This is a genomic window from Paraflavitalea sp., assembly GCF_059502485.1.
This window is the reverse complement of sequence record NZ_JCACET010000010.1, coordinates 1,787,333-1,809,735: the sequence shown is the minus strand read 5'-3', so window position 1 is coordinate 1,809,735 and position 22,403 is coordinate 1,787,333. Positions and strand designations below refer to the sequence as shown.

General features: G+C 46.7%; 16 protein-coding genes. 8 read left to right on the top strand and 8 right to left on the bottom strand.

All coding sequences use genetic code 11. The features are described 5' to 3' along the window. Positions 1-57 precede the first annotated feature (57 nt). A complete protein-coding gene (locus tag AC5JBY_RS24415; protein ID WP_495907285.1) occupies positions 58-792 on the top strand; it encodes a DUF481 domain-containing protein in 735 nt (244 codons plus the stop codon). 7 nt (positions 793-799) lie between these two features. Here the strand turns inward: AC5JBY_RS24415 and AC5JBY_RS24410 are convergent, their stop codons facing one another. The 3 genes from AC5JBY_RS24410 to AC5JBY_RS24400 all read right to left on the bottom strand — a co-directional run bounded on the left by AC5JBY_RS24410 (position 800) and on the right by AC5JBY_RS24400 (position 9,706). Beyond that, complete coding sequence (locus AC5JBY_RS24410; protein WP_495907284.1) at positions 800-3,817, bottom strand: T9SS type B sorting domain-containing protein; 3,018 nt, start codon at positions 3,815-3,817, stop codon at positions 800-802. 350 nt (positions 3,818-4,167) lie between these two features. Then, positions 4,168-7,047: an aminomethyl-transferring glycine dehydrogenase gene (gene gcvP / locus AC5JBY_RS24405; RefSeq protein ID WP_495907283.1), complete on the bottom strand. Its 2,880-nt coding sequence runs from the start codon at positions 7,045-7,047 to the stop codon at positions 4,168-4,170. A 367-nt stretch (positions 7,048-7,414) separates the two neighbouring features. After that, a complete protein-coding gene (locus tag AC5JBY_RS24400) occupies positions 7,415-9,706 on the bottom strand; it encodes an nSTAND3 domain-containing NTPase (RefSeq protein ID WP_495907282.1) in 2,292 nt (763 codons plus the stop codon). Positions 9,707-9,759: 53 nt separating this feature from the next. Here AC5JBY_RS24400 and AC5JBY_RS24395 point away from each other — a divergent pair, with 53 nt between their 5' ends. Continuing rightward, positions 9,760-10,599 carry a DUF3667 domain-containing protein gene (locus tag AC5JBY_RS24395; RefSeq protein ID WP_495907281.1) on the top strand — a complete coding sequence of 280 codons (840 nt, stop codon included), beginning with the start codon at positions 9,760-9,762 and terminating at the stop codon, positions 10,597-10,599. A 45-nt stretch (positions 10,600-10,644) separates the two neighbouring features. Here the strand turns inward: AC5JBY_RS24395 and AC5JBY_RS24390 are convergent, their stop codons facing one another. Both AC5JBY_RS24390 and AC5JBY_RS24385 read right to left on the bottom strand, forming a co-directional pair. After that, a complete protein-coding gene (locus AC5JBY_RS24390; RefSeq protein WP_495907280.1) occupies positions 10,645-11,604 on the bottom strand; it encodes a sterol desaturase family protein in 960 nt (319 codons plus the stop codon). 103 nt (positions 11,605-11,707) lie between these two features. Beyond that, positions 11,708-12,670 (bottom strand): sterol desaturase family protein, encoded by a 963-nt coding sequence (locus tag AC5JBY_RS24385; RefSeq protein ID WP_495907279.1) that lies wholly within the window; start codon positions 12,668-12,670, stop codon positions 11,708-11,710. A 138-nt stretch (positions 12,671-12,808) separates the two neighbouring features. On the opposite strand from AC5JBY_RS24385, the gene AC5JBY_RS24380 reads away from it, so the two are divergent. Both AC5JBY_RS24380 and AC5JBY_RS24375 read left to right on the top strand, forming a co-directional pair. Further along, on the top strand, positions 12,809-13,297 hold the full coding sequence (locus tag AC5JBY_RS24380) for a YkgJ family cysteine cluster protein (RefSeq protein ID WP_495907278.1): 489 nt from the start codon (positions 12,809-12,811) through the stop codon (positions 13,295-13,297). 56 nt (positions 13,298-13,353) lie between these two features. Continuing rightward, positions 13,354-15,582, top strand: a complete 2,229-nt coding sequence (locus tag AC5JBY_RS24375; RefSeq protein ID WP_495907277.1) for a monovalent cation:proton antiporter family protein — start codon at positions 13,354-13,356, stop codon at positions 15,580-15,582. 5 nt (positions 15,583-15,587) lie between these two features. Here the strand turns inward: AC5JBY_RS24375 and AC5JBY_RS24370 are convergent, their stop codons facing one another. From AC5JBY_RS24370 to folK, 3 genes are all read right to left on the bottom strand, one after another. After that, the gene (locus AC5JBY_RS24370) at positions 15,588-16,838 is read right to left on the bottom strand and encodes an MFS transporter (protein ID WP_495907276.1); all 1,251 of its coding nucleotides are present in this window, start codon (positions 16,836-16,838) and stop codon (positions 15,588-15,590) included. Between the two features lie 87 nt (positions 16,839-16,925). Then, a complete protein-coding gene (locus AC5JBY_RS24365) occupies positions 16,926-17,558 on the bottom strand; it encodes a deoxynucleoside kinase (protein ID WP_495907275.1) in 633 nt (210 codons plus the stop codon). A gap of 162 nt (positions 17,559-17,720) precedes the next feature. Then, entirely contained in the window at positions 17,721-18,206 is a 486-nt protein-coding gene (gene folK, locus AC5JBY_RS24360) for a 2-amino-4-hydroxy-6-hydroxymethyldihydropteridine diphosphokinase (protein ID WP_495907274.1), read from the bottom strand. Positions 18,207-18,265: 59 nt separating this feature from the next. On the opposite strand from folK, the gene sppA reads away from it, so the two are divergent. From sppA to AC5JBY_RS24340, 4 genes are all read left to right on the top strand, one after another. Continuing rightward, on the top strand, positions 18,266-20,020 hold the full coding sequence (sppA, locus tag AC5JBY_RS24355; protein WP_495907273.1) for a signal peptide peptidase SppA: 1,755 nt from the start codon (positions 18,266-18,268) through the stop codon (positions 20,018-20,020). 136 nt (positions 20,021-20,156) lie between these two features. Further along, entirely contained in the window at positions 20,157-21,263 is a 1,107-nt protein-coding gene (locus tag AC5JBY_RS24350; protein ID WP_495907272.1) for an ABC transporter permease, read from the top strand. 26 nt (positions 21,264-21,289) lie between these two features. After that, positions 21,290-21,787 carry an SRPBCC family protein gene (locus AC5JBY_RS24345; protein WP_495907271.1) on the top strand — a complete coding sequence of 166 codons (498 nt, stop codon included), beginning with the start codon at positions 21,290-21,292 and terminating at the stop codon, positions 21,785-21,787. A 33-nt stretch (positions 21,788-21,820) separates the two neighbouring features. Beyond that, positions 21,821-22,324, top strand: a complete 504-nt coding sequence (locus AC5JBY_RS24340; RefSeq protein WP_495907270.1) for a DUF2911 domain-containing protein — start codon at positions 21,821-21,823, stop codon at positions 22,322-22,324. Positions 22,325-22,403: the final 79 nt, after the last annotated feature.

Sequence of the window (22,403 nt, the reverse complement as noted above, 5' to 3'; positions counted from 1 at the left end):
AATAAGATTTGTTGAATTGAGGAATGGCATTTATGTTGCTGTGCAACCAGGGTTATTATGAAGCGAATTACTTTTTTTACCATATGCCTGTTATTGAGTTGTGCTGCTGCCCGTGGACAGTTTAATGATTCCACGCATTACCATGTGAAGTATTCAACCACAGGCATCATCAACAAAACAAACGATGCCCGCTCCTTTGTGTTGAACAATGTGCTCGGCTTCCAGGTCAATAAGGAAAAGTTCAGTCTCAACAGCAGCAATGCCTGGATCTATGGCCGGCAGGGGAGCAGGCTTACCAACAACGACTTTACCACGGCCCTGAACCTGGATTACCTGAAGGACAAGCAGCGGCTGTATTACTGGGCACTGGCCACCTTCACATCCAGTTACTCCCTGAAGATCGATTACCAGTTCCAGGCCGGCGGCGGCATTGGGTATAATTTTATCAATAAGGAAGCGGCTGAATTGGTGATAAGCGATGGCTTATTGTATGAGACCAGCGACCTGAAGTTGGTTACCGGTGAGCAGGATATTTACCAGACAGTACGAAACTCTTTGCGTATAAAATACAGGTGGGATGTAAACAAGTTGGTGGTGCTGGAAGGCATGCATTTCTGGCAGCCTTCCTTACAACGCTTCGATGATTATATCATCCGTTCGGTGTCTTCGCTATCCGTAAAGCTGCGATCATGGTTGAGCCTTACAGCCGCAGTCACCTATAATAAACTCAGCCGCACCGACCGGGAAAACCTGCTGGTGAACTTTGGCCTTACAGCCGAGAAGTTTTTTTAGGTACTGGCTATCGTACCAGCATGAGCATGCCTCTATTGTTTTGGACCGGTTCGTTTGCCAATTGCCAGGTACAGGTCCATGTATAGCCACCGGTATCCTGCGGCAAACCGCCAACTGTTCCATCCCAGCCTTTATGAACATCCCCCGTGGAGAAGATGCGCTGTCCCCAACGATTGTAAATGGTTAATTCATATTTCACCACAAGACCATGCGCAACAGGCTTAAATACATCGTTTTTCCTGTCGCCATTGGGTGAGAAGGCATTGGGGAAGAATAGGCCTTTCAGGCATTCTTTCGGCAGAATGGTAATGGTATCCATTCCCTGACAGCCAAATTGATCGGTTACCGTAAGCCTATAGACGCCGCTTTGAGCGATCGTGATCGAGGAGGAGGTAGCACCGGTACTCCAGGCATAACGGCTAAAGCTTTCTGAAGGTTTGAGGTTCATACTGGAGTAAGCGCATAACACCGTATCTATAGGCAAAAAGCCTTTCGGCAGCGGAAGTATAGTGTTGATGATGGTGGTGTCACTACTGAAACATTGATTGGCATCTGTAATTTTTACCCAGTAGGTACCTGTGGCAGAAACGGTTAGCTGTGGCTGTGAAGAACCATCCTGCCACTGGTAGCTGGAGAAGCCAGTGCCGGGCGTCAATTGCCGGGAAGAGGCGGTACATAAGAATGGGTCCTTATTGAGCTGACTTACGGGAAGCGCATATACGTTGAGCACCCTTAACGTGTCGGCAGCAGGGCAGTTATTGTAATCAACAGCCCTGATAATATAAGAACCTGCATTCCTCGCAGTAATAAAAGAAGAGGAGGCGCCCGTGTTCCAGGTATAAGATTGAAACCCTGCGCCTGCATTCAATACAATACTGTCGCCCCGGCAAAAGCTGGTATCCCTGCCCAATGAAATAACAGGCGAATGATGAACTGCAATGCGGATGGAGTCATAGGCAAAACAGCCTGGCGATTTCTCTGCAGCGACATAATACATCGTATCGACGGCAGGAAAGGCGGTGAGTTTTTGTTCTGCAGTGCTGGTTACATTATATGCCGGCGACCAGCTGTAATTTAAAAAGCCTGCCGGCGCCGTAATCGTTACAGAGTCTTTATTGCATTTGCTCACAGCTGCGCCCAGATCGAACGGAATAGGAGGAGCGGCCGACACTACCACCGTATCGGTATATTCTATGCCACAGGCATTTTGGGCAGTGACATAGTACTTCCCGGGAGCCTGTACGAGGAAAACGGAATCGGCTGATCCATCCTGCCAGCGATACGAAAGAAAGCCTTTGCGGGCATTTAATTGTAAGGTGTTGGAAGGACACAGGGAGGTATCCTTACCCAGGTCGATCCTGTCGGGAGATATCAGAACGGCGATCTTAATAGAATCCGCCTGCGCATTGCAACGGCCATCGATAGCGGCATAGATCTTTCCTTCCCAGGTAGATTTTATCTCAAAGCTCACCGTAGTATCATTCAGGTAAGTCACCTTGCTGAGGGCCGAAGTATCTGGCAACTGCCAATTCACCCAACTGCCACACTCCCTGTTTTTGAAAGCCGTCAACACAATAGGTTGCTGGCCTGTACAAAGCGTATCAGGTCCATGTACCTTCAGTGTATCGCACCAGCTTTGCTGCACGCAACCATCCCGGGTATAAAAATCCAGCGGATCCGCATAGATGTCATTAGGTATTTCCTGGAACTGGTTGGTAAGAAGCCCTGACCATCTATTGGTATGGGGAACATATTTTAGTGGCGTAAGCCTGGCAAAGTTCGTATCGATACCCATGCAGGTTGCGTAGCCGGAAGTATCACTGTTGTGCATTTTCACAAATTCAATATAGCTCTGGGGTTCATTAGGTGCATAATAGTTCTGCAGGTGTACTATCGAGTTATCGCCAAATGAGAGAAAAGTAGAGCCATTAACAAGTGTAACATCTGTATACGATATTTTTCGCTGCTTCCGGAACTGGCCATCCTTTATGGTAGCCATAAAAAGATCTTTCTGCGTACTGTTAACCTGATAGTGAATACCGAAGTTGATCTGGCCATTGGGGCTTATGCTGATGTGGTCGTAGCTGGTGATATTATCTACAACAGTTGTACTGATGAGATAGCCTGCCACATAGTTGAGGTCGCTATCGAATTCTATGACGGCAAAATAATTGGTTTCTGCCGGCCGGACAATATTCCTGTCCGATACGAAACCTGCCATCACGTAATGACCATTGTTCAGTCTTTCCGTGATGATATCATAGCCCGAAAACTGTGTCCAGTAGTTGGTAGAGGATACTGTGCCTTCCTGTTTATAAGAACGTTCGCCCAGCAATGCGCCCGTTTGATAATTGAGACGCAGAAAGGTCATATTCGTCACCAGATCATATTCAAAGGAGGTGCCGGACCTGCCCATTACCACCACTTCATTGTTGGCAAAAAATATACCATCGGCCCAGCTGTGGTTACTCATATGTTTGAAGGCCGTACTCCATACCATATTGCCGGAAGCATCGAGCCGGAACGCAATACCGGTAGGACAATACACCACCGTACCTGCTACCAGTATATCGCCGTTGCTGCCTTCTGCCATCGATTTAATTTGTGTAAAGCCAGAAGTATTACAATTAGTCAGCGATGTACGAAATTTTTTCGCCCATATCAGGTCGCCTGTACTCGTCAGTTTGGCTATCCATGTATCGTATTGCTGATTTACGGTATTATAATTACCTGCAATGGCGATGCTGCCATCACTTAATTCCATGACCTTAAGAATAGGGTTGTCAAAATTGAGGGTGCCGCGCAGTTTTTTTGCCCATACAACATTGCCCAGGCTATCATATTTTACGATCAATCCAAAGAACCGCCAGGTATCTGCTTTATCCCAAACACTCCCTGTTGCTATGATACTACCATCCCGTAGTTTGGTAGAGCCGCCATGCATGGAAAACTGATGGTTATCTGCCCAGGACAATTTTTGATAAGAGCTGTCTTTGCAGGTAGCAGCATTTACCCGGAATTCCATACGGCTTTTCTGTAAAGCTTCTCTGCCGGAAAAGTTAATGCTTTCGCTATAAATACGTAATTCCTCAGCGCGAACAGGTTGTTGGAGCGTGTCCTGTGCCTGCACTGTATGGCACAGCAGGCAACCAAGCAATAGGATATAACAAAGGAATTGGGTTTTGACGGGCACATTAAGGAACATAGTGATCTCAGGTCAGGGTTTGGATCGTAAAATACAGAAAAAACATCATACGCTTCCCTGTAAACGCTCCGGCCGGGCGTTTCGTCTTCATCAACCACATTAAAAAAGCCCTCCGCTATAAACGGAGGGCTTCTGCTATTGGGCAATGATATAAATCAATTCACCATTCACTATTGTGCTTCCACTTCTGCATACGAGCTAACCGGCTCACAGGTACAGATCAGGTTCCTGTCACCATGCGTGTTGTTTACGCGGGCTACAGAAGGCCAGAACTTGTTGGCGCGGATATACGACAGCGGGAAGGCTGCTTGCTGACGGCTGTAAGCATGTTTCCACTCATCGGCAGTGATCACATACTGCGTATGGGGAGCATTCTTCAGGGCATTGTCTTTCTTGTCAGCTTTGCCTTCTTCAATGGCACGGATCTCATCACGTATGCTCAACATAGCGTCGCAGAAACGGTCCAGCTCGGCTTTGTCTTCACTTTCTGTAGGCTCTATCATGATCGTGCCTGGTACAGGGAAGCTCAGGGTTGGAGCGTGGAAGCCATAGTCCATCAAACGCTTGGCCACATCTTCCGCTTCGATCTCGGCAGACTTCTTGAAAGGACGCAGGTCTACGATAAACTCGTGTGCACACTGGCCATTGTGGTTGGTATAAAGGATCTCATATTCTTCCTGCAACCTTGCACGCATATAATTAGCGTTGAGGATAGCATATTCAGTAGCCATCTTAGTACCTTCCTGGCCCAGCATGCGGATATAACCATAGCTGATGAGCAGGATAGAGGCAGAACCATAAGGAGCAGCAGATACAGCACCTTTGGAATTCAGTGACACGTGGCCGGGCAGGTAAGGAGCCAGATGTTGCTTCACACAGATGGGACCCATGCCAGGACCACCGCCACCGTGAGGGATAGCGAAGGTTTTGTGCAGGTTGAGGTGGCAAACGTCGGCGCCGATAAGGCCCGGAGCCGTTAAACCAACCTGTGCATTCATGTTCGCACCATCCATATATACCTGACCACCATGTTGGTGGATGATATCAGTGATCTCTTTTACCGTCTCTTCATATACACCATACGTGCTGGGGTAGGTGATCATGATACCGGAAAGCTCCTTGCTGTACTGAGCAGCTTTGGCTTTCAGGTCCTCTACATCAATATAACCGTTCTCCAGCGCTTTCACCACAACCACCTTCATACCGGCCATTACAGCGCTGGCAGGGTTGGTGCCGTGGGCGCTAATGGGGATCAACATCACATTACGGTGACCTTCACCACGGCTTTCATGGTAATCGCGGATTACCAGCAGGCCAGCGTATTCGCCCTGGGCGCCACTGTTGGGTTGCAGACTACACGCGTCGAAGGCAGTGATCTGGCAAAGGTATTCGCTCAGTTCATCCACGATCTGCTGATAACCTTGTGTCTGATCCTTGGGGGCGAAGGGGTGGATCTTGCTCCAGTGTGCCCAGCTAAGGGGTATCATTTCACTCGCTGCGTTCAGCTTCATGGTGCAGGAACCCAGGGAGATCATGGAAGTATTGAGCGAAAGGTCTTTATTTTCCAGTTGCTTGATATAACGCATCATCTGCGTTTCACTGTGGTGCGAGTTGAACGTCGGATGCGTTAAGAAAGGAGAAGTACGCGTTAAGCCGGTAGGCAGGTGATACAGGCCGGCATCTTCACTTACGCTGAAACCAGCTACGCTGTGGTCATTGGGTTGATCCAGCAACAACAGGATATCCAGTACATCGCTGAGTGTAGTGCTTTCGTCCAGAGAAATACCGATGAGGTTATTCTCATAATAACGGAAGTTGATCTCCGCCTTTTCAGCTTTTGCCTTGATAGCCGCACTATCTTCTACCTTGATCACTATGGTGTCGAAGTAGTTATCGTGCAGTACCTCATAACCTTCAGCTTCCAGCTCTTCTGCCATAGCGTTGGCCATTACGGTAACGCGCTTGGCGATATCCTTCAGGCCATCGGGGCCATGATATACAGCATACATCGCAGCCATATTGGCCAGCAATGCCTGTGCCGTACAAATATTGGAAGTTGCTTTCTCCCGTTTGATGTGCTGCTCTCTTGTTTGCAGCGCCATACGGAGCGCACGGTCACCCTGCGCGTCGATGCTCACACCGATAATACGGCCGGGGATATTGCGTTTGAACTCATCTTTGGCAGCGAAGAAGGCTGCGTGTGGACCACCATAGCCGAGCGGAACGCCAAAGCGTTGAGCAGAACCACAGGCTACGTCAGCACCCAGTTCACCGGGAGGTGTCAGCAGGGTGAGCGCCAGCAGGTCGGTAGTCATTACCACGTAAGCCTCCGCTTCGTGTACTTTATTGATGAAACTGCGGTAGTCTTCGATAGAACCCTTGTCATTGGGATATTGCACCAGCGCACCAAAATAGCTCTTGTCGATAGTGGCAGTCTTATAATCGCCAAATACTACTTCAATACCTACTGGTATAGCGCGGGTAACCAGTACATCTTTGGTTTGTGGGAAGGTGGCTGCATCTACAAAGAACTTAGGACGGGTGATGTGATCATGGTCCCTGTTCAGTGTATTGAAGAACATGGTCATCGCTTCAGCAGCAGCGGTAGCTTCGTCCAGCAGCGAGGCGTTGGCCAGCGGCAGGGCGGTAAGATCGCTTACCATGGTCTGGAAGTTCAGCAGGCTTTCGAGGCGGCCTTGAGAGATCTCGGCCTGGTAGGGCGTGTACTGTGTATACCAACCTGGGTTCTCGAAAATGTTGCGCAGGATAACACTGGGAACGATATTGTCATAATAACCCTGACCAATGTAAGTTTTGTAAGTCTTATTCTTCAGGGAGATTTCTTTCAGTAAATGCAGGTATTCATTTTCACTGATGGAGGCGGGAATATTCAGCGCCTTGTTCATGCGGATAGCAGGAGGAACAGTTTTGCTAACCAGCGCCTCTACACTGGGCTCCCCGATCGTTTTCAGCATTTGCCGGGTCTCGGATTCATGGGGGCCAATATGGCGACGGATAAATTCGGAGTTTTGCTTTTCGAACAGACTCATATATAGTATTAATTTCTAATTTCAATTGTTGGGAGCAACCGCGGGAAAGGGGAGGTGTAAGGATAAAAGACTACCTCGGAATCGACCAACAAACCTTACGGTAACCCTTCAAAGAGGGTGCAAAGTTAATATGATTAATCCAGACGAACAGGTGTTTGTTGAAGACGGTGCATTAAATGGGGAAAACCGTTGAAAGACAGGGGATAGTGCCTCTGTAGGCTGCTGGATATAGGGCGTTATAGGGTGTCCGGGCTTGAATAAGGGTGATTGACCGGGCTGCTGGTAAAAGGGGCATAGTTGATAGCTGGTGCCCGGCGGGTCAGCTGAGCCGCATGACCAGAGGGACATGGTGGCAATCAGCTGTACCTTATTCAAAGATTGCTCGTATTTCCTCTTCCTCCTCTTGTTCGGCTATTTCTTCGTCTGACTCAACATAGCCATCATATCGCTCTACAATAGAAACAAACTCATCTTCATTTTCCCGCATCCATTCATATTCATCCGGAATAGCATAATCAAGTTTGAAATAACCTTGCAACTCGTTTTCGATGATGGTTGTCTGATCACGTATGAATTCAGTTATCGCTGTATATGCTCCCGTTATGTCTTCCCGATAAAAAAAGTCGGACTTAATAAGACTAATTTTAAATTCAATGTACATGTGGAACCTTGATCTCAATACCTCAATGTGCTCTTCATTGCTAAAAAAGGCTGCCAGATCCCTTTCATACTTGTTAAACAACTGGCAAAAGGATGGTATATCAATATGACCGCTTATTTCTCTTAATGCTACCATGATTAGCTGGTCAAAATTCAATTGGATAATTTTTTTTAAATCTGGGTTGTTAATACTATTGTCGAGTGTTTCAACAAGTGAATGTTTTTCGGCAGAATCAAAATTATTGAAGTCTATTTTTTCCAAAGCCTGTAATGCTGCCTTATTACCCGGTGAGATTATTGAGATAAGACAGAAGCATCGGATTTGTTTATCTGTAACAGTATATTTAAACTCATAAGTAAAAAGTGTATCAGCTAATAGAAGCTTCTCAAGTATATCAATTTCTTTTGTCGTGAAACCGGTATTCATGAACATGTAGACAAATCGTTCGACCTGCTCAATGTAAGAAAATGAACCAATCATACGCACGCGCTCGTGGACAGATGAAGCCAAAAAGAATCGTAGGAAATCCTGCAAGGAAGGATTAATGAATGCTACTTTGGCAATAGGATTTCTACCTTCTATTGAGATTTGTCGACTAATAAACCCGTTGACAAGTACTTTCATAGCTTTCTGAAAAGAATCGAATGAAAGGCGGTGATTATGGTTTGCGATTTCATATTGCAGTCTTTTTTCATAAATTTCCTGTACTAAACTTTCATCGACGGGGAGCCCAAAGCGGAGGCTGAATAAACCTAATAATAAAAACCGCTCCTCATCATTCAACTGTTTTTCAAAACTAAACCTCCAAATATCTGCCGGATTCGCCAAGGTATTAAGCACAAATTGTTTATAATCATCTATAAGTATAGTTTCCAGCCGTGCTGGATTAGTGACAAATTCGATAACCCTTGGATTAAAATTGCCGTGCCGGATGATCTCCAGGAAAAAGCCATCTTGTTTAATAACTGCAACGTGATCGGACGGCAAACCATGGAAATAAATATGATTGTACAATATTTTACCACGTTCCAGATCTGAGTACTCATTGATTGAAAGCTCTGTTTTTTCACGGTCCAGAAATGCATACCGAAATCGTTCATAGGTTTCAAGCCCCTGGTTAAGGATTACTGTCCGGCTGGTTAGTACAAATAACTTATTGCTTGATTTGCGTATTGTTCTGAAGAATTGATCGAGCGAAGCGTCGGTAAGATGCTTATTCATCGCCAGGTCAAGATGAATGGCTCCCAGGAAGTCATCAAAATAGAAAAGTTGCTTTTGATCTGGCGAACGGGATAGATTCTCTTCAGCTTCTTTAATGGATTCAATTTTGAATAAATGATAACCCTCCGCCAGCATTCGAAAAGAAAGCATGTCTGCCAACGTCGTTTTTCCGGCGCCAGGTTGCCCGGTAATAATAAGTATCTTGTTCTTTAGGAGCTGGTCATAAGCCTTGTGGTAAGCTTGCGTAGGTACATAATAACGGATACGGTCCTTTATCCAATCTATATAGTAGCTGGAGCGCCCGGTGACAGCATTATTGATAATGTTATTGATGATCTCAGTACTGGACAGCCATAGTTTAAAATGCACCTGTTCTACCTCTTTGTATTCGCCAAGCCAGGCGTTCAGGGTTTCGTTGCCAATGACATCGCCTGCGGATTTTATAAATGGCTTAAACAGTGCTTTGATTTCATCTTGGTTAGCAGCAGATAACGGCACAGAAGTAACGACAAAGTACCGGCCGGGCTTAAGCTTACTGACCTTGGCCACCTCTTTTTTTAACGTTCTTAGCAGCACTTTATAACCTGAGTTATAATAGTGCTTTACCTGCACCACAGTTTTATTTGGATTGGCTGAACTGGAGTCACGAAGGTCTATACCTGCATCCCGTCCACTTTTATAGCTTTGAAGATTAAAGGAGAACTTTTTATTGAGGAGATCCCTGGCAAGCTCCTCAAAATCTTTATCGTTCAAAGTGGTAAAATCGTAACGTGGCATATAAATGAAAATAAGGAAAGTTTGCTTACATTCGGTGGCAACCAAAACAACCCATGCATTCAACCAACTGCTTAAACTGTAATACGCCTTTACAGCCGGAACAGCGTTATTGTAGCCAATGTGGGCAACAAGCTGCTATCCACCGCTTCTCCGTACCCCATTTCCTGCATGAGTTTTTCCATGCTTTCACCCACACGGATAAAGGTATTTTTCACCTCCTTAAGTCGTTGGCTACCAGGCCCGGCGCCACAGCCCGGGAATATATACAAGGCAAGCGTAAAGCTTACTTCAACCCGTTTACCTTCTTCCTCATCGTCATGGGCATCTATGTGCTGGCTGATGCTATGTTTGTGAAAAGTGCCCCTGAACAGGAGCCCGATCAGCGGGTGCTGGCTCGTATACCGACAGCTGAAGGAAAACAGCAGTATGTCGACATGCTCCGCCGGGGCAATAACGTCAAGCATTTCATGGAAAAGAAGGCCAATATCGTGGCCATGGTAGCAGTACCGCTAATAGCCCTCGTCTCCTGGATGTTCTTTTATCGTCGTGGGTTTAATTATGCTGAACATCTTACTGGCAATATGATGTTTGTAGTGTTCAGCAACCTTTTATTTGCACTGATTATCTTTCCTCTGCGGGGCCTGTTCAAAGGTACTGCTATAGCAAGCTGGTTGCCGCTGATAGGCATGTTGCTGCAGACCTTATACCTGTGCTGGAGTTACAATGGATTCTTTCAGTTGACAACTGCGGGGCAGCGCATCAAGTCATTCTTTGTGGCTCTTTTTGCCATCATTGCCTGGTTTATGTTCTCATTCACCGCTATGGCAGTGTACATTTATCAAAGCGGGGATTTCTATAAATTCTTTGTGAGAATGTTTAGCGGAGGACGCTAACAGCTAACCTGTAATATATTTACGCGCAGCTCATAACTTGTCCCGTTACGATGGGAGCTCGCGGCTCGTAGCTTTTACTGCTATCGCGTCTTCTTTAAGCTCATCGGTGATCATACCTGCATCCTCTTCCTGTCGCATCTGCTCGCTGGTCAGCCTGCTGCCATCGTGGCTCCAGCCGGGAGGGCCAAAGATGTAGCCAAATCGTTCTTTCCAGCCAATATCGGTGCGGTTGATATCCTTGAAGATATTCTGCCATTCGTGGAATACCACCGTAACAGGCGTTTCCTTCTCTACAGCCTTAGTAAGCCCGTATTTAATAGGCTGGTATTCGGTTGCCGGCAATTCGGCCTGGAAGGTACCGAACAACTTGTCCCAGATGATCAGGAACATGCCCATGTTCTTATCGAGGTATTTAGCATTCGAAGCATGGTGCACGCGGTGGTGGGAGGGTGTTACCAGGATATGCTCCAGCCAGCCCATCTTGTTGATCAGTTCCGTATGAACGAAAATGCCCCATATCTGGGTAGCAGAGTAAACGAATACGATATCTACCGGGCTAAAGCCCATCAGCGCCAGCGGTATAAAATAAATAAAGCGGTATAAAGGCTGGAATACAGAAGAACGGAATCCAACGGTAAAGTTCATGTGCTCCGATGAATGGTGCGTAACATGCACCGCCCAGAAGAGCCTTATTTCATGGTCAAACCGGTGTAGCCAGTAATACAGGAAGTCTTCCAGCAATACCAGCATGAACCAATACACAACCACATGGCTGAACGAAAATAGTTGATGACGGTAGAAGTAATCCAGGATCAGCAGGTATACAGCCCTGAACAGCAGATCGATGGCACTGTTCATCAACATCAGGTAGCAATTGATGGCCGTATCTTTCCAGGTATACAATTTACGGTGACGGTAATTGCTCAATAACACCTCCAGCCCAATAATGATCAGGTATAAAGGTGTACTGATGAGAATAAGTATTTGCTCCCGTAAAGAGTCCATATGCGATGGGCAAAAGTAAGCAACTGACAGTAAATGATTTGTCAAAAAATGAACATAATCCCATCTTATCGTGTGAGCGGTGGCTGTACATGGCTTCTTTCTGTCATGCGTTCCGCTCAATCTGGAGGGTTTGCCGCCTGGTTTTGAGGGTAGGAAATCTGGCAGTTTTTTGTTTATTTCTTTTCAACATCTCTCTCAGTTCTTCACTTGTCTTGCGGCTACCATCATGGCTCCAGCCCGGAGGACCAAAAACATATAACCATTTTTGTTTCCAGGTAAGCCCCGGGCGGTGCAGATCCTGCCAGATGGCAGACCATTCATGAAAGATGATGGTGGGTATAGTATCTTTTTCGAGTGGCGTAGTGAGCCCATACCGGATAGGCTCATACTCAGCAGCGGATAATTCTTCCTGGAAGGTGCCAAATAATTTGTCCCAGAAAATAAATACAGAACCCATATTCCGATCAAGGTACTTAACATTGGATGCGTGGTGAACGCGGTGGTGGGAGGGGGTAATGAGAATATATTCCAGCCATCCCAGCTTGCGCACCTTTTCTGTATGCGTTAAAATGGCCCATATTTCAGTAATGGAATAGACCAGTAAAAGATCAGCCGGTTGGAAACCCAGCAATACAATGGGAATAAAGAAGGCGAAACGATACAAAGGTTCCAGTACACCTGCCCGAAAGCCTACACTGAAATTATACAGCGAAGAAGAGTGGTGATTCACATGCACGGCCCAAAATAGCCGGCAGGTATGGCTAAGGCGATGCAGCCAATAGTGCATCATATCCACCAGTAGTAGTAAGACTGCCCAATAGAAAAAAGTATGCGTAAGCTTGAAAAAATGATGGTTGAAAAAGAAAGCAAAAATTGCCAGGCTTACACCCCGCATCAACACATCTACCGCGCCTGATAAAATACTAATACAAAAATTCTGGAAGGTATTGCGCCGGGTATAACTATGCGTGTGGTGAATATTACTTAAAATGATCTCCGCGCCAATGACGATCACGTACAACGGCGTGGTGATCAACACCAATAATTGCTGCTGAAGTGTTCCCATGCCATCCCCGACTCAAAAAAAGTACCATGCAATGCTGGCAGGGTTCAGTAACTTGCAGGGCAAATAATTATAATCATATTATAATCCCGTATTGATGGTCAGGAGCTTATAAGTGGCTCTTGTGGAATGATTTAGCTGATGGCAAACCTTGTAAACGATAACTGGCAAAAGAAGGCTGCGGCCAATCAGAAACAGTATAAACAGTTTTTGAAACAGGCCGACAAGAATAAAGTGTTGAAACAATTGCCCGATTTGCATGAGGAGGCCTTCAGTAAGATAGACTGTTTGCAATGCGGCGCCTGTTGTAAGAACTATTCCCCCCGTTTTAAAACGCCCGACATAAAACGTATCAGTAAGCACCTGAGAATGAAAGAAAGTGCATTCATCGATACGTACCTGCGCCTCGATGAAGAAGGCGATTATGTGGTCAAGTCTGCACCTTGCCCTTTCCTGAGCGCTGATAATTATTGCAGCATCTATGAAGAGCGTCCCTCTGATTGCGCACGATTCCCCTATACGGATGAAGATGTATTGTTGAAACGCCCGAACCTTACCTTGAAGAATGCGAGTTTTTGTCCTGCAGTACACTACGTAATGGAAAAGCTGATACAGCCAACAAATAAGTGATATAAATATCCAGACAATACACAACAACTGAACGATATTTTTTGTATAATTCAGCAATGTCGCATTTGCCTAAACTAATTGAAGATCTCGCCTTGATATTGGCCCTGGCTGGTATCATCACTTTGCTGTTCAAAAAACTTAAACAACCCGTAGTACTGGGCTATATATTGGCGGGTTTGCTGGTAAGTCCTAATGTGTCATGGCTACCCAATGTGTCCGACAGGCAGAGCGTGCAGGTATGGGCAGATATCGGGGTCATCGTGCTGCTATTCAGTCTGGGTTTAGAGTTCAGTTTTAAAAAACTGGTGAAGGTCAGCGGCACGGCTGGCATTGCAGGTATTTTTGAGATCACCTGTATGATTGCCCTTGGATATTTCACGGGCAGGTTGATGGGATGGCCAACCATGGATTGTATCTTCCTCGGCGGCATTATAGCTATTTCTTCCACCACCATTATCATCCGGGCTTTCGATGAGCTGGGCGTAAAAGCCCAAAAATTTGCGGGCCTTGTATTGGGTATACTCGTTATTGAGGACCTGGTAGCGGTATTGTTGATGGTATTATTATCAACGATTGCGGTAAGCCAGACCTTCGAAGGCGGCCAAATGTTACAGTCAGTCTTTAAGCTATTATTCTTTCTTTCCCTTTGGTTCATATCTGGCATCTTTATCCTGCCCACTTTTTTTAAATGGGTACGGCGATTGATCAATGAAGAAACCTTGTTGGTAATATCATTAGGCTTATGCTTATTGATGGTAGTGTTGGCTACCCACACCGGTTTTTCTGCACCATTGGGCGCTTTCATCATGGGCTCTATATTGGCCGAGACAACACAGGCAGAAAAAATTGAACACCTGGTGAAACCAGTGAAAGACCTGTTTGGAGCCATATTCTTTGTATCGGTAGGCTTATTGATCGAGGTGCCCATGCTGATCAAGTATGCCCTGCCTGTTGCTGGGCTGGTGCTTATTGTCATTGCCGGTAAAACGATAAGTGTTACCATCGGATCATTACTCTCCGGGCAGCCGCTGAAGCAGTCGTTGCAGGCAGGTATGAGTTTGTCGCAAATAGGGGAGTTCTCTTTTATTATCGCCAACCTCGGGTTGTCGCTGAATGTAACCGGCAAACACCTCTATCCCATTGCAGTGGGCGTTTCTGTGATCACTGCATTTACTACACCTTACATGATCAGACTGGCCGACCCCTTGTATAACTGGCTGGACAAAAAGCTGCCATTAAAATGGCGCACCGCACTTAATCAGTACAGTACGGGTGCTCAAACCATCCGTGTGGAAAGCGATTGGAAGATTGTGCTGCGGTCTTACCTGACAGTAATGCTGGTCAATTCTGTGATCGTAGTGGCGCTGGTACTGTTATCGGCTCAGTTCCTGCTGCCATTTGTCAGCAGCTATTTAGCCAGTCCTACACTGGCTGCTTTCCTCACCTGTTTTATCACCTTTATAGTGATGGCCCCTTTCCTGTGGGCATTGGCTATCCGGCGAATACATTCCTTTGCTTCCGCCAATCTATGGCTGGATCAAAAGTATAACCATGGCCCATTGGTATTACTGGAAGTAATGCGCAATATTTTGTTGATCGTGCTGGTGGGATTTTTGGTCGACAGGCTTTTTGGCGCATTGGTAGCTTTGATGGTAGTATTACCCGTCATAGTAGTGGTATTGTTGGTATTCTCGCGCAGGCTGAATGCATTTTACTCACGCATAGAAAAACGCTTTCTGTCCAACCTCAATGACAGGGAGACGACTGCCGCGCAGGGCTCCCATGATCTGTCGCCCTGGGATGCGCACCTTGCCTATTTTACCATTTTGCCTGAGTCGCCTGCCATCGGGCAAACCTTGCTGCAGCTTTCCTGGCGCGAGAAATACGGTGTAAACGTCGCCCTGATCGAGCGAGGCAAAAGAACGATCTATGCCCCGTCCCGCGACGTCATGATCCACCCCCACGACAAGATGGCTGTAATAGGAACCGATGTGCAGTTGGAAAATTTCAGGACGATTGTAGAAATAGAAACCGGCGATGGCGAATACATCCCTCATAAAGATGATATCATCCTCAATAAGCTCATCATCGACAACCGCACAGACCTGCGGGGCAAAAGCATCCGCGATTCCGGTATCCGGGAAATAGCGCATGGACTGGTGGTTGGCATCGAACGTGACGGTACACGCATCCTCAATCCGGACTCTTCCACGGTTTTTGAATGGGACGATATTATCTGGATAGTAGGAGAACGGAAAATGATTCAGAAACTGGTAAAGGAGTAGGGGACTCAATACTCGAATTTGCGCAGCTTAGGCGCCTTCCACCACATGGCGGCTACCACCAATAGCGTCATAGCGCCGCCGAAGATCACAGAAGGTACTTTGCCCATCAGCGTTGCTGCGAGGCCGCTTTCCACCTGTCCGATCTCATTCGACGAGTTGATAAACATAGAGTTCACGGCAGATACACGCCCGCGCATATTGTCGGGCGTTTTCATTTGTAGAATAGTGCCGCGCACTACCACACTGATACCGTCCAGCACACCACTGATCAGCAGTGCAACAAAAGAAAGCAGGAATATTTTCGAGAGGCCAAATATGATAATGCACACACCATAGCCTGCCACCACATACAACAGCTTAAGTCCCTGCTTGCGGCGCAGCGGGAAAAAGATAAGCGTGATGATCACACCAAAAGAGCCAATATCGCCAGCGGCATTCAGCCAGCCAAAACCAATGGGACCTACATGCAATATCTGGTCGGCGAAGAAAGGGATCATCGCTACGGCGCCGCCAAACAGTACGGCAAACATATCCAGCGTCAGGGCGCTCAGCAATTCTTTAGTGGTGATCACATATTTCAATCCTTCTTTCACGCTCTCCCAGGTTTTCTGCTCGGAGTTGTTATGCAGGATGGGTTTGGGCTTGATCCGCCAGATGCTCAGGCAGGCAATGACCAGGTATACCATGATAATCACGAAAGAAGCCGAATAACCGGCATACGCGATCAGCAGGCCGGCGGAACCATGCCCCAGCACAGAGCCCGTGAGCCAGGTAGTAGAGCTCCAGGTCACGGCATTAGGTAGCATCTGCTTAGGAACCAGTTGAGCCATGATAGAACTGGAGCTTGGACCTGTGAAAGAGCGGATAATGCCGGTACAGAAAATCACGAAGTAAATACCATATTGCACAAACCGGCTGCCCATACTTGCCTCTACATCTTTGTAGGTGATCACCAGCAGGCCGGTCACACACAGTAGGTACAACAGGATAGTACGGAGCAATAACGTGCGCTTATCACTCTTATCCACCACGTGGCCGGAATAGAGCGCCAGTGAAATGGCAGGAATGGCTTCGGCCAAACCGATCAGGGAAACCTGTAAGGGATCTTTTGTCAACAGGTACAATTTCCACAGTACCAGTGTGGCCACCATGCGCATAGCCATGATGAAGAAAAAACGTTGTATGATAAAGTAGCGGAATTCTTCGATACGAACGGAGGCAAATGGGCTGTTGTTGCTTTGTAGTTCACTATCCATGGGCGCAAAAATAATGGATTCTCAGCATTGTCACCCGGAACCGTCATCGGCTAAAAGCTAAAAGCCAATGGCTAACAGCTAATTCATTTACGGCAACGTAAGATAACGCTGCCCATAATCATGATCCTTCTCCAGGGCATCGGTGATCACCTGCAGGTGTTTCTCGTTACCAAGAAAATCGGCATTGCTGGCATCTACAAACAAAGTCTTCAGGTTATGCTGCTTGATGTAATTCGTATAAGTCTCCTGTATCCTGAATAGGTATTCATCAGGAATGGCCTGCTCGTAAGGACGGTTGCGCTTACGGATATTTTGCTGCAACTTATTGACCGGCACATGCAGATAGATCAGGATCTCCGGCTGCGGTATCTGTTGGTGAATGATCTCGAATAACTTCTGGTACAGGCGAAACTCTTCTTCAGGCAGGTTTACTTTAGCGAAGAGCAGGCACTTGGTAAAAAGATAATCGGTGATGGTCACACTCTGGAACAGGTCTTTGGTGTGGATCAGTTCCTTCAATTGTTTATAACGCTCAGCCATAAAGAACAACTCCAGCGGAAACGCATACTGCGCCGGGTTTTCGTAGAATTTGCTGAGAAAAGGATTGTCGGCAAAAGCTTCCAGGATCAGGCGCGAATTGTACCGTTTGGCCAGTAAGTGCGACAGGGTGGTTTTACCCGCCCCGATATTGCCTTCAATTGTTATAAAGTGATAATTCATAATGTGTAGGAGTCCGCAGTCAGTGCACCAAAATAAAGGAAATGACTACATACATATGGGGTGTGAACATAATTTGTGGAAAACTTGAAAAGGTATTAGCTATTAGTTGTTAGCTTTTAGCAGCGCAATAACAGGGCATTGCTAAAGGCTAATGCCTAACAGCTAAAAGCTGACTTTTTTAACCTCCAACTCATCCTTACACTCCTCTAACAGCGTTCGAATCGTCTTCCCCAGTACTGGGTGCAAATAACCGGGCGCTATTTCCGCCAAAGGCGTCAAGGCAAAGCGGCGGTTCTGCAGCTCAGGGTGCGGAATGACCAGATCGGGCTCACTTATATCATCATAATTAAAAAGTAATATGTCGATATCGATGATCCGGGGGCCATATCGTTCCTTGCGCACACGGCCCAGCAGCGTTTCCGCTTCCAATACCTTTTCCAATAATTGGAAAGCCGTCAGATCCGTTTCTACCAACAGCGCCTGGTTGAGAAAAGATTGCTGGTCGGTCTTGCCCCAGGCGGCCGTTTCATAAATAGCCGATTGACGCACAACACGGCCGCAGGTACGGTCGATGGTAATTACGGCCTGTTGCAGGTTGTGGAGCCTGTCACCTACGTTGCCGCCTATCAGTAAATACACATAATTCATATATTGCAGGCTGTCAAAGGGTCAAATATCTTTGAATTTTGTATAAAATCACTTGATTGATGAACAGCTTTCTCAAAATATTTCTTGCTTCTCTGACCGCATTGTTGGTGTTTACCCTGGTCCTGTTTTTTGTCAGCCTCGGCTTTCTATCAGGATTAGCTACACCCAAAAAAGAACCAATAGGCGCTAAGGCCGTATTGACGATAGACCTTTCACAACCCATTCAGGAAGTCAAAACAGAAAATCCATTGGCTGCACTGGGAGGAAGAGAACAATACAGCAATCCCGCCTTGTATGATGTAGTGAGACTTATCCGTTACGCCAAAACCGATTCTTCCGTAAAAGGCATTTATATCAACAGCGGTAGCAGTGCGAATGGCATGGGTACCAGCGATGAGCTGCGCGATGCCCTGCTGGATTTCAAATCAACCGGCAAGTTTATCTACGCCTATGCAGATGTGATCACGCAAAATGCTTACCACATCGCCAACGTAGCCGATAAAGTATACTGCAACCCCAAGGGCGGGTTAGACTGGCGTGGTTTTGTGATGCAGATGGTATACCTCAAAGGAACTTTGCAAAAGCTGGAGATAGAACCACAGATATTCTATGCCGGTAAATTCAAGAGCGCCACAGAGCCTTTCCGTGAAGATAAAATGACAGATGCCAACAGGCTGCAATCGAGCGTTATCCTCAATGACCTGTATGGACATTTCCTGTTGCAGACATCGGCCACCCGTAAAACAGACACCGCTACGTTGCACCACTATGCCAATGAGAATAGTATTCAATTTGCTGCAGATGCATTGAAGTATAAACTGGTTGACGGTCTAAAATATGATGACGAAGTAAAAGACGAGATCAAAGAAAAGCTGAGCGTAAGCAAATACGATAAGATCAATTTTGTAAGCCTGGGCAAATATGCACAGGCAGTAGATTATAAAGAAGCCGGTACCGATAAGATCGCTGTGATCTATGCACAGGGCGATATTGTTGATGGCAAAGGCGACAGGGAAACCATTGGCGGTGATACCTATCGCAACCTTATCCGTAAAGCACGCCTCGACAAGGAAGTGAAGGCCATTGTAGTTCGTATCAATTCTGGTGGTGGCAGTGCCATGGCCAGCGAAAATATCTGGCGCGAGCTCACAGTAGCCCGTCAGGACAAGCCCGTGGTGGTAAGTTTTGGTGATGTAGCTGCTTCCGGCGGATATTATCTATCCTGCAATGCCGACAGCATCTTTGCACAGCCCAACACCATTACCGGCTCCATTGGTGTATTCGTTTTGTTGCCCAATATGCAGAAGTTCTTCCAGAATAAGCTGGGCATGACCTTCGATGGCGTAAAGACATCGCCCGATGCAGACGCCCTCTCCATAAGCAAACCCCTCACGCCTGCCCAAAGGCAATACCTGCAAAATGATGTAGATACCATTTACCACAGCTTTAAACAGCGTGTTGCCGACGGCCGTAAGATGACATTGGAATATGTAGACAGCATTGGTCAGGGCCGCATCTGGAGCGGTACACGGGCCCTGGAGTTGGGGCTGGTAGACCGTATCGGCGGACTGAAAGAGGCCATTGCCTGCGCGGCAAAGCTGGCCAAAGTAACAGACTACGGACTTAAAGAATTTCCCGAACCACGTAACATCTTCGATATGATCTTCGGTGAGTACCAGCGCGAAGCCAAACAATCGGCTATCCGGGAAGAGCTGGGCGCCGAAGGCACAAAAACCTACAATACCATCAAACGCGCAAGGGGGCTCATGGGCGTTTCACAGGCAAGGCTGCCATTTGATTTTACGATCGACTGAGGGCAGAGGTCTGAGGTCTGAGGTCGGAAGTAAGAAGTAAGACGCTATAGTATCATGAATGTCATACTTCTTACCTCCTACTTCTTACTTCGTATTAAAACCATAGCTTTGCTGCTCATTTAACAGATTCCTCCCCATGCCGCAACCATACAATCAGTTCCGGGCTATGCTGGCCATTACCAAAGCCAGCCTGAAAGCTGTTTTCAGAAGTCCCAGCGCTGTGATCTTTAGTTTTGCCTTCCCCATGGTGTTTATACTGGTGTTTGGCTTTATAGGCGGCGGTGGAGGTATTAATGTGCGCATAGCCTTTGACAGTAAAACCGATACTACAGCACCCTTATACAATGTTGTAAAAAACATCCCCGGCATCCGGATTGTCCAGAAAGATGAAAAGGAACTGATAGAAGACCTTGAAAAGGGGCGTATGACGGCCATCGTGAACATTCAAAAAAGCCATGATACGCTGTCAAATTATACGGTCAGCTTCAAAAGCTCAGGAGCAGTCAATCCTCAAAACCTGCAGGTACTGCGTTCCATTTTTGAATCGATCATCAAGCAAGCCGATGAGATGGTGTATCCCAACCGGAAGACAGTAGCACTCATTGATAAAGAAGTAGAGAAAATACCGGGCCGGGTATACCGCACCATCGATTTCATCCTGCCCGGTCAGCTTGGCTTTTCCCTCATGAGTGCCGGTGTATTTGGGGTAGCTTTCATTTTCTTCAACCTCCGGCAAACACTTGTATTGAAACGTTTCTTTGCCACACCGATCAAACGCTCCTACATTGTGTTGGGAGAGGGGTTGAGCCGCGTGATCTTCCAGTTGATTACAGCTGTGGTGATCTTGCTGGCAGGACATTACTTCTTTAAGTTTACATTAATTCATGGCTTTATCACTTTCCTTGAATTACTGGTATTGAGCTTTATAGGCTTGCTGGTATTTATGGGATTTGGCTTTGTGGTGAGTGGCGTGGCAAAAAATGAGAGTGTTATTCCTCCATTGGCCAATTTGTTTACACTGCCACAATTCCTGTTAGCTGGTACTTTCTTTTCTGTAGATAACTTCCCATCCTGGCTACAACCCATTTGCCGGGCATTACCGTTGACACATATGAACGATGCCATGCGTAATATCGCCTTTGAAGGAGCACACCTCACCGATTGTGGCAAACAACTGGGCATATTGGCCATCTGGGGAGTGATCGCTTACGTGCTGGCTATAAAAGCATTCAAATGGGAATAATCTCCCTGTTGTTATAAATATCCAATATGCGTTTAGTAAAATTAGGGTTGATCAGTATCGTAGTATTATTTGTAGTGATCTTCTGTATATCACTGCTTATCCCTTCGAAGGTGCGTATATCCCGCGCCATCAATATCACGGCTCCCAAAGATAGCGTGACCCGTTACCTGGCCGACCTGCGGCAGTGGCCCAAATGGAACACCCTGATCACCAAACAGGAGCTGACCAATCCCTGGTACAGCAACAATGCCTTTACCAGCGACAAGCTGCAAGTACGCCTTGGAAAGGTAGATACCGATACCATCACCACCATTTGGCAGCAGTCGACCGGCCGGGAAACCTTCAGCGGATTTAACCTGCATACGGCCGACAATACCATTGTGGTTCAATGGTATTTTGATTTTCAGTTGAAATGGTACCCCTGGGAGAAATTTGGTAGCATCATTTTTGATAAGCAATTAGGACCGCCGATGGAGCAATCGTTGGGGGAACTCAAAAAAAAGCTGGAAACCATTCCCCAATAACATAATTTCATCATCCACAAATAAACACGATATATGAAAAAACTATTATTCCTTGCAGCGATAGCGATGGCCACCACCATGTTCGTTACTACAGAGGCTGCTGCGCAAAAGAGCCCACATGAGACCGCAACTGGTAAAGAAGTAAGCGTACGCTATGGCCGTCCTTACAAAAAAGGCCGCGAGATCTTCGGCGGACTGGAGAAATACGGTAAAGTATGGCGTACCGGTGCTGACTCAGCTACCCAGATCACCTTTGCCAAAGACGCTACTTTCGGTGGCAAAGCGGTAAAAGCAGGTACTTACACCCTGTTCACCATTCCCAATGAAAAAGAGTGGACAGTTATCCTCAATAGCCAGCTGGGCCAATGGGGCGCTTACAGCTACGACAAGTTCAAAGACAAAGATGTGTTGCAGGTAACAGTTCCAGCTAAAAAGCTCGACGCTGTAGTAGAGCAACATACCATTCGTTTTACGCCTAAGAACGACCTGATCATCGAGTGGGACCAGACACAGGTGACTGTGCCTATCAAGATATAAAGTTTGCGTTAAGCTTACTGAAGCGGCCCCCGGGCCGCTTTTTTTATGCCTCGTCACTTGCTTATCAACAGGCAGGCTA